Source organism: Streptomyces sp. NPDC001770, from assembly GCF_053596135.1.
This window is the reverse complement of record NZ_JBSFFN010000013.1, coordinates 168,201-183,411: the sequence shown is the minus strand read 5'-3', so window position 1 is coordinate 183,411 and position 15,211 is coordinate 168,201. Positions and strand designations below refer to the sequence as shown.

11 protein-coding genes are annotated in these 15,211 nt (G+C 72.7%); 10 read left to right on the top strand and 1 reads right to left on the bottom strand.

Annotation, left to right across the window (positions count from 1 at the left end; genetic code table 11):
* The first annotated feature begins 178 nt into the window (after positions 1 to 178).
* Genes ACWCSV_RS14690 through ACWCSV_RS14680 form a run of 3 tightly spaced genes read left to right on the top strand, consistent with a single transcriptional unit; the run spans position 179 to position 1,267 of the window.
* On the top strand, positions 179 to 373 hold the full coding sequence (locus ACWCSV_RS14690; RefSeq protein ID WP_451142063.1) for a DUF4244 domain-containing protein: 195 nt from the start codon (positions 179 to 181) through the stop codon (positions 371 to 373).
* Complete coding sequence (locus ACWCSV_RS14685) at positions 360 to 869, top strand: TadE family type IV pilus minor pilin (RefSeq protein ID WP_451142061.1); 510 nt, start codon at positions 360 to 362, stop codon at positions 867 to 869. Before ACWCSV_RS14690 ends, ACWCSV_RS14685 begins: the two co-directional genes overlap by 14 nt.
* Positions 866 to 1,267 (top strand): Rv3654c family TadE-like protein, encoded by a 402-nt coding sequence (locus tag ACWCSV_RS14680; RefSeq protein ID WP_451142059.1) that lies wholly within the window; start codon positions 866 to 868, stop codon positions 1,265 to 1,267. The genes ACWCSV_RS14685 and ACWCSV_RS14680 overlap by 4 nt, the downstream gene beginning before the upstream one ends.
* On the opposite strand, the gene ACWCSV_RS14675 is transcribed toward ACWCSV_RS14680, so the two are convergent.
* On the bottom strand, positions 1,185 to 3,698 hold the full coding sequence (locus tag ACWCSV_RS14675; protein ID WP_451142057.1) for a DEAD/DEAH box helicase: 2,514 nt from the start codon (positions 3,696 to 3,698) through the stop codon (positions 1,185 to 1,187). The two genes, ACWCSV_RS14680 and ACWCSV_RS14675, sit on opposite strands and share 83 nt — an antisense overlap.
* 78 nt (positions 3,699 to 3,776) lie before the next feature.
* Here ACWCSV_RS14675 and ACWCSV_RS14670 point away from each other — a divergent pair, with 78 nt between their 5' ends.
* From ACWCSV_RS14670 to tmk, 7 genes are all read left to right on the top strand, one after another.
* Positions 3,777 to 4,130: an STAS domain-containing protein gene (locus ACWCSV_RS14670; RefSeq protein ID WP_003967428.1), complete on the top strand. Its 354-nt coding sequence runs from the start codon at positions 3,777 to 3,779 to the stop codon at positions 4,128 to 4,130.
* Between the two features lie 193 nt (positions 4,131 to 4,323).
* Positions 4,324 to 4,800 (top strand): ATP-binding protein, encoded by a 477-nt coding sequence (locus ACWCSV_RS14665; protein WP_451142055.1) that lies wholly within the window; start codon positions 4,324 to 4,326, stop codon positions 4,798 to 4,800.
* Positions 4,801 to 5,370: 570 nt separating this feature from the next.
* Complete coding sequence (locus tag ACWCSV_RS14660; protein ID WP_451142053.1) at positions 5,371 to 5,952, top strand: small secreted protein; 582 nt, start codon at positions 5,371 to 5,373, stop codon at positions 5,950 to 5,952.
* Positions 5,953 to 6,135: 183 nt separating this feature from the next.
* Positions 6,136 to 7,617: a DUF7059 domain-containing protein gene (locus ACWCSV_RS14655; protein ID WP_451142095.1), complete on the top strand. Its 1,482-nt coding sequence runs from the start codon at positions 6,136 to 6,138 to the stop codon at positions 7,615 to 7,617.
* A gap of 261 nt (positions 7,618 to 7,878) precedes the next feature.
* The gene (locus ACWCSV_RS14650) at positions 7,879 to 8,076 is read left to right on the top strand and encodes a hypothetical protein (protein WP_451142051.1); all 198 of its coding nucleotides are present in this window, start codon (positions 7,879 to 7,881) and stop codon (positions 8,074 to 8,076) included.
* A 354-nt stretch (positions 8,077 to 8,430) separates the two neighbouring features.
* The gene (gene topA, locus ACWCSV_RS14645) at positions 8,431 to 11,313 is read left to right on the top strand and encodes a type I DNA topoisomerase (protein ID WP_451142049.1); all 2,883 of its coding nucleotides are present in this window, start codon (positions 8,431 to 8,433) and stop codon (positions 11,311 to 11,313) included.
* Between the two features lie 250 nt (positions 11,314 to 11,563).
* A complete protein-coding gene (tmk, locus tag ACWCSV_RS14640; protein WP_451142047.1) occupies positions 11,564 to 14,950 on the top strand; it encodes a dTMP kinase in 3,387 nt (1,128 codons plus the stop codon).
* The last annotated feature ends 261 nt before the right edge of the window (positions 14,951 to 15,211 follow it).

Sequence of the window (15,211 nt, the reverse complement as noted above, 5' to 3'; positions counted from 1 at the left end):
GCGCCGGTCATCCGACCATGCCCGCCGAAGGGCGAAACGAGGGCTGACTGACATGAGCGCCGACATGGGTGCCGAAACGAGTGGGAACGTCGCGGACGGCACGCGCGGCGGAGGGGGCCGACGTGGTCGGCACACCGAGCGCGAGGCGGTGCGGCCGGCTCGATGCCGGTTCCGGGCCGTGTGGCAGGACCGGCGTGGCCGGTGGGCCCGGAGGTTCGGCGGAGCCGACCGGGGGATGACCACCTCCGAGTACGCCATGGGGACGATCGCGGCCTGCGCGTTCGCCGCCGTGCTCTACAAGGTGGTCAACAGCGGGGCGGTCCAGAACGCGTTGCAGTCGTTGATCGAGGGTGCGCTCGATGGCTCGTTCTGAGCGGGGCGACGAAACGGAACGCGAAACGGAATGCGAACCGGCACGGCGGTGGGCCCGGACCCGGCACCCTGGCGGGGACACGGGCTCGGTCACCGCCGAGGCGGCGATGGTGCTGCCGGTCCTGGTGGCCCTCGCCGTGGTGCTGGTCTGGGCGCTGGTGGCGGCGGCCGATCAGATCCGGTGCGTGGACGCGGCGCGGGCCGGCGCCCGGGCCGCCGCACGGTCGGAACCGGAGGCCGCGGTACGGGCCGCAGCGCGCACCGCGGCCCCCGCCCGGGCCCTGGTCACCGTACGGAGGGAGGGCGCGCTCTGGCGCGTACGCGTGGAGGCTCCCACACCCGGGCCGCACGCCCTGGCCCTCACTCTGAGCGCCGAGGCGGCAGCCCTGGCCGAGGACACGGTGGGCGCCGGTCCCGGTGGGGATCCCGGTCCCGGTGCGGATGCGGCTCCCGGTGATGCCCCGGGAGCCGGGGACAGCGCCGGAGGCGGGCGATGAACCCGTTCGTCGGCCGCCGCCGCGATCAGGGGGTGGCGACCGTGTGGGTGGCCCTGACGGTGGCCACGCTCTGCGCGGTGTGCGTGGTGATCCTCGCGTTCGGGCAGGCGGTCGCGGCCCGGCACCGTGCCGGTGGCGCGGCGGACCTGGCAGCCCTTGCCGCGGCCGACCGCGCGCTCGAGGGCCCCGGGGATGCCTGCGCGGCGGCCCGGCGCGTGGCGGGCGCGCAAGGCGCCCTGCTGGTGCGGTGCTCGGTGCGGGGTGAGATCGCCGACGTAACGGCACGGGCGGCGTTCGGGCCGTACGCGCCGGCGGTCAGGTCCCGCGCGGGCCCTCCGGCGCTTCCGGGGCCGGGGCCGGTGCTTGCGGGGCCGGCGGGTCCGCGGGGGCGGCCCTGAGGAGTTCGGTCAGCAGCCGTACCGCACCCCGCTTGTGGAGGGGCTCGTTGCCGTTCCCGCACTTGGGGGACTGGATGCAGGAAGGGCAGCCCGCCTCGCACTCGCAGGACGCGATGGCCTCGCGCGTCGCGGTGAGCCAGGCGCGGGCGGTGTGGAAGGCGCGCTCGGCGAACCCGGCGCCACCGGGGTGGCCGTCGTACACGAAGACGGTCGGCAGCAGGGTGTCCGGGTGCAGCGGTACGGAGACCCCTCCGATGTCCCAGCGGTCGCACGTGGCGAACAGGGGGAGCATCCCGATCGAGGCGTGTTCGGCGGCGTGCAGCGCGCCGCCGAGGATCTCCGGATTGATCCGGGCGGCGTCGAGCTGGTCCTCGGTGACCGTCCACCAGACGGCCCGGGTGCGCAGGGTGCGGGGCGGTAGTTCGAGCTTGGTCTCGCCCAGCACCTCTCCCGTGATCAGCTTTCGGCGCAGGAAGGAGACGACCTGGTTGGTGACTTCGACGGAGCCGTAGCAGAGCCGCCCGTCGCCCCAGGGGATCGTGGTGTCGGTCTCCAGGACCGTGATGGCGGTGGTGTCGCGGGCGTTCGTCGAGTACGGCGGACTCGCCTCCTCCACGAGCGCGACGGAGTCCTCCAGGTCCAGCTTCCGGACCAGGTAGGTACGCCCCTGGTGGAGGTGGACGGCGCCCTCGTGCACCGCGGTGTGGGAGGCGGCCTCGTCGACGGTGCCCAGCAGTCTGCCGGTGCCCTCCTCGACGATCTGTACCGGCCGGCCTCCCCCGCCCCGGATGTCGGTGAGGTCGGCGGCCCGTTCGCGGCGGGTCCAGTGCCAGCCGGCCGCCCGCCTGCGCAGCAGTTTCGCGGCCTCCAGCTGCGGCAGCAGCTCGGGCACGGCAGGCCCGAAGAGAGCGATGTCCGCGGCGGTGAGCGGCAGTTCGGCGGCGGCGGCGCACAGGTGGGGGGCGAGGACGTAGGGGTTGTCCGGGTCCAGGACGGTCGACTCCACGGGCTGCTGGAACAGGGCCTCCGGGTGGTGCACGAGGAAGGTGTCCAGCGGATCGTCCCGTGCCACCAGTACGGCCAGGGCGCCCTGCCCCGAACGGCCGGCGCGTCCCGCCTGCTGCCAGAGGGAGGCCCGGGTGCCCGGGTAACCGGCGATGACGACGGCGTCCAGACCGGAGACGTCGATCCCCAGTTCGAGGGCGGTGGTGGCGGCCAGACCCAGGAGTTCACCGGAGTGCAGGGCACGCTCCAGGGCGCGGCGCTCCTCCGGCAGATAGCCGCCCCGGTAGGCGGCGACCCGTCGCGGCAGCGAGCGGTCGACCTCGGCCAGCCGCTCCTTGGCGATCACCGAGATGAGTTCCGCGCCGCGCCGGGAGCGCACGAAGGCGACCGAGCGGACGCCCTGGAGCGTCAGGTCGGTGAGCAGGTCGGCGGTCTCGGCGGTCGCGGTACGCCGTACGGGCGCGCCCTTCTCGCCCTGCATCTCGGTGAGTGGTGGCTCCCAGAGCGCGAAGACCAGTTCGCCCCGGGGCGAGGCGTCGTCGGCGATCTCCTTGACCGGCAGCCCGGTGAGACGGCCGGCCGCGACCGACGGCTCGGCCGCGGTCGCGGAGGCGAGCAGGAAGACCGGATCGGAGCCGTACCGGGCGCACAGCCGCCGCAGCCGGCGGAGGACTTGGGCGACGTGCGAGCCGAAGACACCCCGGTACGTGTGGCATTCGTCGATGACGACGAAGCGCAGAGCCCGCAGGAAGGAGGCCCAGCGGGGATGGGACGGCAGGATTCCCCGGTGCAGCATGTCCGGATTGGTGAGGACGTAGTTGGCGTACTGGCGTACCCACTCACGTTCCTCCACGGGCGTGTCTCCGTCGTAGACGGCGGGCCTGACCGCGTTGCCGAGCGGCGCGGCGAGAGCCTTCACCGACCGGCGCTGGTCGGCCGCGAGCGCCTTGGTGGGGGAGAGGTAGAGCGCGGTGGCCGCACGTCCGTTCGGGGCCTCGGAGCCGTCGAGCAGCGTACTGAGTACCGGGGCGAGATAAGCAAGCGACTTTCCGGACGCCGTGCCGGTGGCGATCACCACGGATTCGCCGTCGAGCGCGCATTCGGCCGCAGCCGCCTGATGGACCCACGGATGGTCGATCCCGGCACGCCCGATCGCCGCGATGACTTCCGGGCGGATGCGATCCGGCCAGATGGCATGGGTTCCCGGTCGCGGGGGCAAGTGCTCCGTATGAGTGATGCGCGCGGCCCGGCCCGCCCCTGCGGCGAGTCGGTCGAGGATCATGTCGGGGGAGGGGCGGGAGTCTCCGCTCTCGGCGGGTCCGCTGGGGCGGTGATTCTTGGCCATCGGCACCGAGTGTGTCACTGGCGTGACGGACAATGGTCCCAAGGCGTCGTGCATGGCTGCTGGTAAGTGATTGAATGCCATCGCGGCTGGCGATCCGTCCCCTGGCTCCGTCGGGGAGACCGAGGGGCGACCGCTCGATAGCAAGGTGCTGGAGGATCCGTGGACCTGTCCCTGTCGACTCGCAATGTGTCCGGCCCTGGTGGCGACCGTACGGTCGTCGAGGTCGGTGGCGAGATTGATGTGTATACCGCGCCCAAGCTGCGCGAGCAGTTGGTCGAGTTGGTGAATGACGGCAGTTACCACCTGGTTGTCGACATGGAGGGCGTCGACTTCCTCGACTCCACCGGCCTCGGCGTGCTGGTGGGCGGCTTGAAGCGTGTCCGGGCCCATGAGGGCTCGCTGCGCCTGGTCTGCAACCAGGAGCGCATTCTCAAGATCTTCCGGATCACGGGCCTGACCAAGGTGTTTCCGATTCACACCACGGTCGATGAGGCTGTCGCCGCCACCGACTGACGTCGGAGCGGCCCGCCGGCCCCGGCCGGCGGACCGTGGACGGCTCGGACGGCGTCAGCCGTGCCGGGCCGCGCTGAGCAGGCGGTCGACCCTGGGTCGGCCGTCCGCTCCGTGGGCTCCCGGAGAAGACACAGAGGTACGGGCGCCACGCCCGGGCCTCTGAGACGCACGCCCTACGTTCGAGGGGGATCTCATGGCCACCGTTGAACTCCGCTTCAGCGCACAGCCTGAACATGTCCGGACGGCCCGCCTGGTGGCAGCCGCTGTGGCACGCCGGGCCGGCGTCGACGAAGCGGTGCTCGACGAGGTCAGACTCGCGGTGGGCGAGGCGTGCAGCCGGGCTGTGGGGCTGCATCACGCCCATGGCATCGACACTCCGGTGGCCGTGGTGCTGACGGACGGGGAGAAGTCGTTCTCCATCGAGGTCGGCGACGACGTGCCGGGGCCCGGCAGTGATGCCGGAAGCGCCGTTCCCAGTGCCCGCCGGGCCTCGCCCGCCGCGCCGGTGGGACTCGACGACCCCGAGCCGGAACCGGACGGTGAGGGTGAGGACGAAATGGGCCTCGCCGTCATCAAGGGCCTGGTGGACGACGTGGAGGTCCGGTCGGGGGCGAACGGCGGCGTGATCCGTATGACCTGGCCGACCGCGCACGCGGTGGTCTTTCCCTGAGCGTTTCCTGGCCGGGGCTTCTTCGGGGTGCCGGGTTTTCGGGTGCCCGCTGCGGGGGCCTTTCGGGCTGCTGAGGCCGTGAACCGTTGCGCCTGTGCGTTCCTGAGTCAGTGAACCTCGCCCGACCAGTGACCTGGCGTGGCGTCCTTCCGGGCTGCCCGCAGACGGCCCGCTGCTTCCTTCCCTCTTGTCATGCCGCGCGCTGGGCACGCCCGCGGGAGAGTGACCGGCGAATCGTCGCGGCCTCCTCGGTGAGCCGCCGAATCCCCTGGCCGGAAAGTGACACCTATTCACATCAGTTGTGACAAACGGGTGCTGGTGGCCGAATCCGTCGGCAGGGATGAGGCGTGGGGCTTCGAGGCCGAGGTATTCATCCTTTCGGGTGTGGTTGGAGTGCGACCCGAGGGCAGGTTCCGCTGGTTGGCGCGGGCGTGCGAGGTGAGTTGAATCTCCCTTGTCGCTCTTGATGCAAATGGCTTCAAAAGGGTACATACCCGGAGACCGGGGCCCGGTTGTCGCCCACTTGGCGTGTAAGTTCCGGGGCCGAGAGCCTTGGAAGGGACCGATCCGGTGAACAAGAAGCTTGCGGCCGCACTGTCCGGCGGTGCGGTACTCGTACTGACGCTGACGGGTTGCAGCGACGACAGCAACGACGAGGTCAACGACTGGGCCAAGAAGGTGTGCGACCAGATCCAGCCGCAGTTGCGGAAGATCGCGGACGCCAATGCGGCCATCCAGGAGCAGACCGCGGACAACAGCCAGCCGGCCGACGTGCAGCGGACCGACTCGGCCGCTTTCCAGCAGATCTCGGAGGCGTACAAGGCGCTCGGCTCGGCCGTCGACTCGGCCGGTGCCCCGCCCGTCGACGACGGTAAGGCCACGCAGCAGGAGGCGGTGAAGGGGCTCAACTCCTCCTCCGAGGCGTACGCGAACCTCAAGACCAAGGTGGACGCGCTCGACACCGAGGACCAGGCGAAGTTCGCCGACGGCCTCAAGGACATCGCCGACGAGCTGAAGAACATCAGCAGCAGCGGCGCCAACGCGCTGAACAAGCTGCAGTCCGGCGAGGTCGGGAGCGCGATGGCCAAGCAGGACAGCTGCAAGAGCCCTTCCGCTTCGGCCTCCCCCGGTTCGGGCGCCAAGGCCTCGTAGCCCGTAGAGCCCGCGCGGCGGACGCGGCGGCCCGGTCACCCCTCCTCGGGGGGCCGGGCCGCTGCCGTTGTCGGTGGGAGCGGCGACAATGGGTGCGTGAGTACGAAGAGCCCCTCAGCACCGACGAGCCCCACGGGGCCCCGCCTTCCGCGGTCCGAGCACGTTCCCGCACTCCGCGAGGCGCTGCTCGCGGCCGCCTTCACCGCGGACGGGCTGCTGGACCTGCTCGGCGCACCGGCCTACGCGGCGCTGGCACGCGCCGAGACGGTGCCCGCGCTGCGCGCCACCCGGGGCGGCACCGCGCTCGACACGCTGGTGCGGCTGTTCCTTCTCCAGCGCGCCGTTCCGGTGGAGCGGGCGAAGGCCGCCCTTCCGCTCGCCGTCTGCCTGGAGGACGGCTGGGTGCGGGAGGAGGACGGCGAGGTGCGGGCGACCGTCGACGTCCGTCCGTACGGCGGCCCCGAGGGCCAGGACTGGTTCATCGTCTCCGACCTCGGCTGCGCTGTCGGAGGCGCGGGCGGCATCGGATCGCACGAGGAGGGGGTCGTCCTCGGTGTCGGGGGCGCGTCCACCACGCTCGCCGGAATCACGGTCCGTACCCCGGTGGCCTCCGCCCTCGACCTGGGCACGGGCTCCGGTATCCAGGCGCTGCACGCGGCGCAGCACGCCACGCGGGTCACCGCGACCGACCTCAATCCGCGCGCCCTGGACTTCACGCGGCTCACCCTCGCCCTCTCCGGCGCCGCGCCCGCCGATCTGCGGGAGGGCTCCCTCTTCGAGCCGGTGGCCGACGAGACGTACGACCTGATTGTCTCGAACCCGCCGTTCGTCATCTCTCCCGGCGCCCGCCTCACCTACCGCGACGGGGGCATGGGCGGCGACGACCTCTGCCGCACCCTGGTCCAGCAGTCGGGCGACCGGCTGAACGACGGCGGGTACGCCCAGTTCCTCGCCAACTGGCAGCACGTGGAGGGCGAGGAGTGGCAGGACCGGCTCCGTTCCTGGGTGCCTGAGGGCTGCGACGCCTGGATCGTGCAGCGCGAGGTGCAGGACGTCACGCAGTACGCCGAGCTCTGGCTGCGCGACAGCGGTGACCACCGGGCCGATCCGGACGCGTACACCGCCCGGTACGAGGCGTGGCTCGACGAATTCGAGGCGCGCGGGACCACGGCCGTCGGATTTGGCTGGATCACGGTGCGCAAGTCCGCCGCGGCCGCTGCCGGCGATCCGTCGGTCGTCGTGGAGGAGTGGCCGCACACCATCGAGCAGCCGCTCGGCCCGGCCGTCCTCGCCCACTTCGCCCGCCAGGACTATCTGCGCGCCCAGGACGATGCCTCCCTGCTCGCGGGCCACTTCACCCTCGCCGAGGAGGTCGTGCAGGAGCAGGTCGGTCTGCCGGGCGCCGAGGACCCCGAGCACGTGGTGCTCCGTCAGCACCGGGGGATGCGCCGGGCCACCAAGGTCGACTCGGTGGGCGCCGGGTTCGCGGGCGTCTGCGACGGTTCGCTGCCCGCCGGCCGCATTCTGGACGCCATCGCCCAGTTGATGGGTGAGGACCCCGTGCTGCTGCGGGACCGTACCCCGCGGGCGATCCGGCTCCTGGTCGAGGAGGGCTTCCTGGAGCCGGTGGAGCCCGGAGCGGGCGGGGTCGGGCGCACGGCCTGAGCCGTCGTGCGCGCCCCACCACCCAGCGCCCCGCGCACAGGGTCTGAGCAGGGCGTATCCGCGTCGAGCGGGTACGCCCCGGTGCGGGGCGGGCCCCTTCCCGTACGTCCGGGGTCCGCTGTTCACCCGGGGTTCGCGTGGCCGACGTCCGGGGGTGGCAGCCTCCCCCCTGCGCGCCCTGAGGGCGAGCCGGTCCCGCTTCGGGTCCGGCCGACCGGGGCGGCCGGGTCCGTCGGCGGGCCAGGACAGGGGTGCGGAGAGATGGAGAGCGGGCCGGCGGTCTTCGCGGGATCGGTCTTCGTGCTGTTCGGCGCCGCGCTCCTCGTCTGGACGGGGGCGCGCACCGCCCGTCGCGCGCCGGTGGCCCATGGAGTGAGCCCCGTCTCCGCCGCCGTGCTCACCACCGTCTTCGGCGTACTTTTCCTCGTCCTCGGCGTATGGGTCCTCGCCCGCGCTTGATCGGATCCGGTGCGCCAGGACTTTCAGGATCCAGTCTGCCCCGCCCCTCGCGTTCCGCCCCCGGAGCGCCTGTTCACGTTCTCTTCGCTCTCCCTCCGCACCCTCTCCGCACTCCTTCGCGCCCCTTCCCCGGTGTCCTGAAACCCGCAGGCAGCTGCCGTACGCAGCGCGGAACGGACAGTCCGGGCGGCAGGAATGCCGGAAGTCGGGTTACCGTTCGAGTGGCCGTTGCGGGCTTTTGCCGTTTGACACGGGGGCGGGTTGTACCGTCACACTCCGCAGCGACAGCACCGCCAGTGGCTCATCGCCACCGCGTGGATGCGCATCGAGTGCCGACCGGAGAGAAGAGCGAAGTTGTCCCCGACCAGCGAGACCGCACAGGGCGGCCGCCGACTCGTCATCGTCGAGTCGCCTGCCAAGGCGAAGACGATCAAGGGCTATCTCGGCCCCGGATACGTCGTCGAGGCGAGCGTCGGGCACATCCGCGACCTCCCGAACGGCGCGGCCGAGGTTCCCGACGAGTACACCGGCGAGGTCCGGCGGCTCGGGGTCGACGTCGAACACGACTTCCAGCCCGTATACGTCGTCAACGCGGACAAGAAGGCCCAGGTCAGGAAGCTCAAGCAGCTGCTGGCCGAGTCCGACGAACTCTTCCTCGCCACCGATGAGGACCGCGAGGGCGAAGCCATCGCGTGGCACCTGCAGGAAGTCCTGAAGCCCAAGGTCCCGGTCCACCGGATGGTCTTCCACGAGATCACCAAGGACGCGATCCGCGCCGCCGTCGCCAACCCGCGCGAGCTCAACCAGCGCATGGTCGACGCCCAGGAGACCCGCCGCATCCTCGACCGCCTCTACGGCTACGAGGTCTCGCCGGTCCTGTGGAAGAAGGTCATGCCCCGCCTGTCGGCGGGCCGTGTCCAGTCCGTCGCCACCCGGCTCGTCGTCGAGCGGGAGCGCGAGCGCATCGCCTTCCGCTCCGCCTCGTACTGGGACCTGACGGGCACCTTCGCCACCGGCCGCACCGGTGACGCCTCGGACCCGTCCACCCTGACCGCCCGCCTCAGCGCGGTCGACGGGCGCCGCGTCGCCCAGGGCCGTGACTTCGGTGCGGACGGGCAGCTGAAGGCCGCGTCCGGTCAGGTCATGCACCTGGACGAGACGAACGCCCGCGCCCTGGCCGCCGCCCTCGCCGACTCCGCCTTCGCGGTCCGCTCGGTCGAGTCGAAGCCGTACCGCCGCTCGCCGTACGCACCGTTCCGTACGACCACCCTCCAGCAGGAGGCGAGCCGCAAGCTGGGCTTCGGGGCCAAGGCCACCATGCAGGTCGCGCAGAAGCTGTACGAGAACGGCTTCATCACCTACATGCGTACGGACTCCACGACCCTCTCGGACACGGCGATCTCCGCCGCCCGGGCGCAGGTCACCCAGCTCTACGGCGCGAACTACCTGCCGGAGAAGCCGCGCACCTACGCCGGCAAGGTCAAGAACGCCCAGGAGGCGCACGAGGCGATCCGCCCCTCCGGCGACCGCTTCCGCACCCCGGCCGAGACCGGCCTGACCGGCGACCAGTTCCGTCTGTACGAGCTGATCTGGAAGCGGACCGTCGCCTCCCAGATGAAGGACGCGGTCGGCAATTCCGTCACCGTCAAGATCGGCGGCCGGGCGAGCGACGGCCGGGACGCCGAGTTCTCCGCCTCCGGCAAGACGATCACCTTCCACGGCTTCATGAAGGCGTACGTCGAGGGCGCCGACGACCCGAACGCCGAGCTGGACGACCGCGAGCGCCGGCTGCCGCAGGTCGCCGAGGGCGACGCGCTCTCCGCCGAGGAGATCACCGCCGACGGCCACTCCACCAAGCCGCCGGCCCGCTACACCGAGGCCTCGCTGGTCAAGGAGCTCGAAGAGCGCGAGATCGGCCGCCCGTCGACGTACGCCTCGATCATCGGGACCATCCTCGACCGCGGCTACGTCTTCAAGAAGGGCACGGCGCTCGTCCCGTCGTTCCTCTCCTTCGCCGTCGTCAACCTGCTGGAGAAGCACTTCGGCCGGCTCGTCGACTACGACTTCACCGCCCGCATGGAGGACGACCTCGACCGCATCGCGCGGGGCGAGGCCCAGTCCGTGCCGTGGCTGAAGCGTTTCTACTTCGGCGCGGGCGAGGACAACGCCGGTGCCGGCAAGGCTTCCGACGCGGGCAACGGCGACGGCGACCACCTCGGCGGCCTCAAGGAACTCGTCACCGACCTCGGCGCCATCGACGCCCGGGAGATCTCCTCGTTCCCCGTCGGCAACGACATCAAGCTGCGCGTCGGCCGGTACGGCCCGTACATCGAGCGCGGCGAGAAGGACTCCGAGGGCCACCAGCGCGCGGACGTCCCCGACGACCTGGCGCCGGACGAGCTCTCCGTCGAGTACGCGGAGGAGCTGCTCGCCAAGCCGAGCGGCGACTTCGAGCTGGGCGCCGATCCCGTCTCCGGCAACCAGATCATCGCCAAGGACGGCCGGTACGGCCCGTACGTCACCGAGGTGCTGCCCGAGGGCACGCCGAAGACCGGCAAGAACGCGGTGAAGCCGCGGACCGCCTCCCTCTTCAAGTCGATGGCGCTCGACACGGTGACGCTGGCCGACGCGCTCAAGCTGATGTCGCTGCCGCGCGTCGTCGGCGAGGACGCGGAGGGCGTCGAGATCACCGCGCAGAACGGCCGCTACGGCCCGTACCTGAAGAAGGGGACGGACTCGCGGTCGCTCACCTCCGAGGACCAGCTCTTCGACATCACCCTCGACGAGGCCCTCGCCATCTACGCGCAGCCCAAGCAGCGCGGCCGGGCCGCCGCCAAGCCGCCGCTGAAGGAACTGGGCACCGACCCGGTCAGCGGTGCGCCGGTGGTCGTCAAGGACGGGCGCTTCGGCGCGTACGTCACCGACGGCGAGACCAACGCGACGCTGCGCACCGACGACAGCGTCGAGACGATCACGCCGGAGCGCGGGTACGAGCTGCTCGCCGAGAAGCGCGCCAAGGGCCCCGCCAAGAAGAAGACGGCGAAGAAGGCACCCGCCAAGAAGGCCACCACCGCGAAGAAGGCCCCGGCGAAGAAGACGACGACCGCGGCGAAGAAGACCACGGCGGCCAAGACGACCGCCGCGAAGAAGACGACCGCCGCCGCGAAGAAGACCACGGCCGCGGCGAAGAAGGCGACGAGCTCCGCCACCTCCTCGGCGACGTCCACGGACGACTGAACCGGGCGTGCGGGCCGCACCGCACCCCGCGACACGCGCGACCGCCGCCCCCGGTTCCTGACCGGGGGCGGCGGACGTGTGTCCGGGTCCTCTCCCCCCAGGAGTGGATTCCGGACGCTCCCCGGAGGCGGCGGAGACGGTTCCCGTCCGGGTGCCCGGCAGGGTTCCCGGACCGGGGTGACGGTCCACCGCGCGGTCATATGTTCGGCCGGGGCAACGACGACCGTACGGCTGCCGATAGGCTGGACGGATGACGCGAGCCGAGCAGCCAACGGTCGTGAGCCCCACCTCCGACACACTTGCCGCAGACTCACGCGAGCGCGCCCTACGGGCCCTGTTGCGCATCCAGCCGCTGAAGCGGCTGTGGAGCGCCCAGCTCGTCGGCGGGATCGGCGATGCACTCGCCCTCCTCGTGCTGGTGCTGCTGTCGCTGCAAGCGGCGGTCGTCGAGGGCTCATTCGGCACCGGATACCGCGGGGCGGCCTTCGCCGTCGCCGCCGTCTTCGGTGTCCGGATCCTTTCCACCTTGCTCTTCGGAGCCGTACTCCTGGGTCCGCTGACGGCGCTCACGACCCCCGGCGGAGTGCTGGACCGGCGATGGCTGATGATCGGCGCCGACGGGCTGCGGCTCGCGCTGCTGGTCGTCGCGCCGCTCTGGATCGACTGGACGCCCGACAACGCGCTCCTGATGATCCTGATCACCGTCTTCCTGGCCGGAGCAGGGGAACGCCTGTGGTCGGTGGCGAAGGAGAGCGCGGCTCCCGCGCTGCTGCCGGCCCCGCCGATCGAGGGCGCGGCCGTACGCCCGCTCCCCGACCACCTGGACGCACTGCGCCGGCTCTCCCTGCGCACCGACTTCCTCGCGGTGCCCGCCGCAGCGGTGGTGCTGCTGGCCGCCACCCTGGTCGGCAACCTCCTGGGCGCGGGCCTGGACTGGTTCTCGCTGCACCAGGCGGCTCTCGGCTCGTACGTCGCGGCCGGGCTGTTCTCCGCCTCCATCTCGACCCTGTACTTCCTCGAACTGCCGGGCCTTCCCACGCCCCGGCCGCGTTCGCCGCTGGAGGGACTGCGCCGCCCGGCCGCCGGCACGGACGGGGCCGGTGCCGAGAAGGGCCGCACCGGTGCGCTCCGGCTGATGGTCGCCGCCTGCGCGGCCGTCGCCGGGGCGATCGCCGCGGCCGCCGGTGCCGCTGTGCTCCAGGCCGCCGACCTGGGCGGCGGGCCCGCGACGTACGCCCTGCTGATCCTCGGACTGACCGGCGGCACCGCCCTCGGCATCCGTACCGCCGGGAAGGTGCTGCCCGCGCTGTCGCGGCGCCGGCTGCTCGCCCTCGCGCTCGCCCTCACCGGCGTGGCGCTGCTGGTGCTCGGCCTGGTGCCGGACACCGCCACCGGGCTGATGATCGCCCTGTTCGCCGGGTACACCGCCGGGATCGCCGCGCACACCGGCCACAGCCTGATCGACCAGGAGACCGAGGAGCCGCGGCGGGCCAGGACCACCGCGCACCTTCAGGCGGTCGTCCGGGTGGCCGTCGCGGTCGGCGCGATCGGCGGCCCGCTGCTGGCCGCCGCGTTCGGCCGGCACCGTCTCGTCGCCGGCGACTTCGTCTTCGCCCACGGCGGCGCCGCCTTCGCGCTGATGCTCGTCGGCGCCCTGCTGCTGCCCGTCGCCGCGCTCGTCCTCGCCAAGACGGACGACCGCGCGGGGGTCCCCCTCCGGCGCGACCTGCGGGAGGCACTGCGCGGCGGCGACCCGGCCGTCGCACCCGCCGCGACCGGCTTCTTCATCGCCCTGGAGGGCGGCGACGGCGCCGGGAAGTCCACCCAGGTCGAGGCGCTCGCCTCGTGGATCCGGTCCAAGGGCCACGAGGTCGTCGTGACCCGCGAACCGGGTGCCACCCCGGTCGGCAAGCGGCTCCGCTCGATCCTCCTCGACGTGTCCTCGGCCGGACTCTCGAACCGCGCCGAAGCCCTGCTGTACGCCGCCGACCGCGCCGAGCACGTCGACTCCGTCGTCCGCCCGGCCCTGGAACGCGGCGCGGTCGTCATCTCCGACCGTTACATCGACTCCTCCGTCGCCTACCAGGGCGCCGGCCGTGACCTCTCGCCCGTCGAGATCGCCCGCATCTCGCGCTGGGCGACCACCGGCCTCGTCCCGCACCTGACGGTGCTGCTGGACGTCGACCCGGCCACCGCGCGGGAGCGGTTCACCGAGGCGCCGGACCGGCTGGAGTCCGAGCCGCCGGAGTTCCACGCCCGGGTGCGTTCCGGCTTCCTGACCCTCGCGGCGGCCGACCCGGTCCGGTACCTCGTCGTGGACGCGGGCCAGGAACCCGCGGCCATCACCACCGTCGTGCGCCACCGGCTCGACCGGGTCCTGCCGCTCTCCGAGGCCGAGATCAAGGCCCAGGAAGAGGCGCGCAGGGCGGCCGAGGAGGAAGCCAGGCGCAAGGCCGAGGAGGAGGCCGCCCGCAAGGCGGAGGAGGAGCGGCTGGAGCGCGAGCGCCAGGCGCAGCTCGCCAAGCTCCGCGCCGAGGAGGAGGAGCGCAAGCAGCGCGAGCTGGAGGAGGCCCGCCAGGCCGAGGCCGAGCGCCAGGCCGAGGAGGCCCGGCAGCGCGCCGAGGAGATCCGCCTCCGCGAGGAGGAGGACCGGCGCCGCCGCGAGGCCGAGGAGAAGGCGCGCGAGGCCGAGCAGGAGCGGCTGCGCCTCCAGGCCGCCGAGGAGGCCCGGCTCCGCAAGGAGGCCGAGGCGCTCCGGCTGGAGAAGCAGCGCAAGGCCGAGGAGGCCTTGGTCCGCGCGGAGGAGGCCCGCCGCCGGGCCCAGGAGGAAGCCGCCGAACGCGCGGCCGCCGAGGCCGCCGCACGGGCGAAGGCGGAGGCCGCGGCCCGTGCCGAGGCCGAGCGGGTGGCCGCCGAGCGTGCGGAGGCCGAGCGGGTCGCGGCCGAGCGTGCAGAGGCCGCCCGGAAGGCGGAGGAGGCGCGTGCGGAGGCCTCGCGGCCGGTGCGGGACCCGTGGACGAAGGCGTCGGAGTCGGCGTCGGCGTCGGGCGGGGCCGGTGCGTCCGGCGGTTCCGGCGGTTCGGGCGGCTCCGGTGCTTCCGGGGACGAGCTGACGGTGGAGACGCCGGTGGTGAACCCGAACGAGGTCACCCAGCAGGTCCCGAAGGTGCGTCCCGCGGAGGGCGGGCCCGACCGCTCGCGCGACGCGGACGGTTCGGAAGGTTCGCGCGGTTCGGGAGATTCGCGCGGGGCGAAGGGCCGGGCGGGGTCGTCGGAAGGCGACGAGACCACCGTGCTTCCCGCGTACCGCGAGGAGGCGGACGAGACCACCGTCCTGCCGGCGTACCGCCCCGAGGCGCCTGCCGACCGTGTTCCCCGGGGCATCTTCCGGGACGAGGACTCGGCGCCCTCCGCCTCGGAGAGCGAGACCGAGCGGACCCGCGAGCTGCCGCAGATCAGCGGCGACCCGGCGGCCGACCGGGCCGCGTACGAGCAGCAGAGCCGTCCGCGCCGGCCGCGTCCGGACTGGGCCGAGGAGACCCCGCTGGACGATCTGCCGACGCTCGCCGACGAACTGCTCGGCGGGCATGACGACGAGGACGGGTTCGGCAACGGCCGCCGGCGCCCGCGCCGCTGAGGGGGACAGCCCCCGACCGCCCCGTCGTACGCGTACGACGGCACCGACCGCCCCCGGACCGGATCACCGGACCGGGGGCGGTCGCGTGCGGCGGGGCCGCCGTACGCGACGCGCGTACGTGATGGCCGCCCCGGAATCCGTACGGCGTCGGGATTGTCGGTGGGGTCCCCCACAATGGAAGCGCGCGGTACCCCGCGCGCTGTACGCCTCCGGTCATCATCACCGCAGGACCGCAGGACCGCAGGACCGCAGGACCGCAGG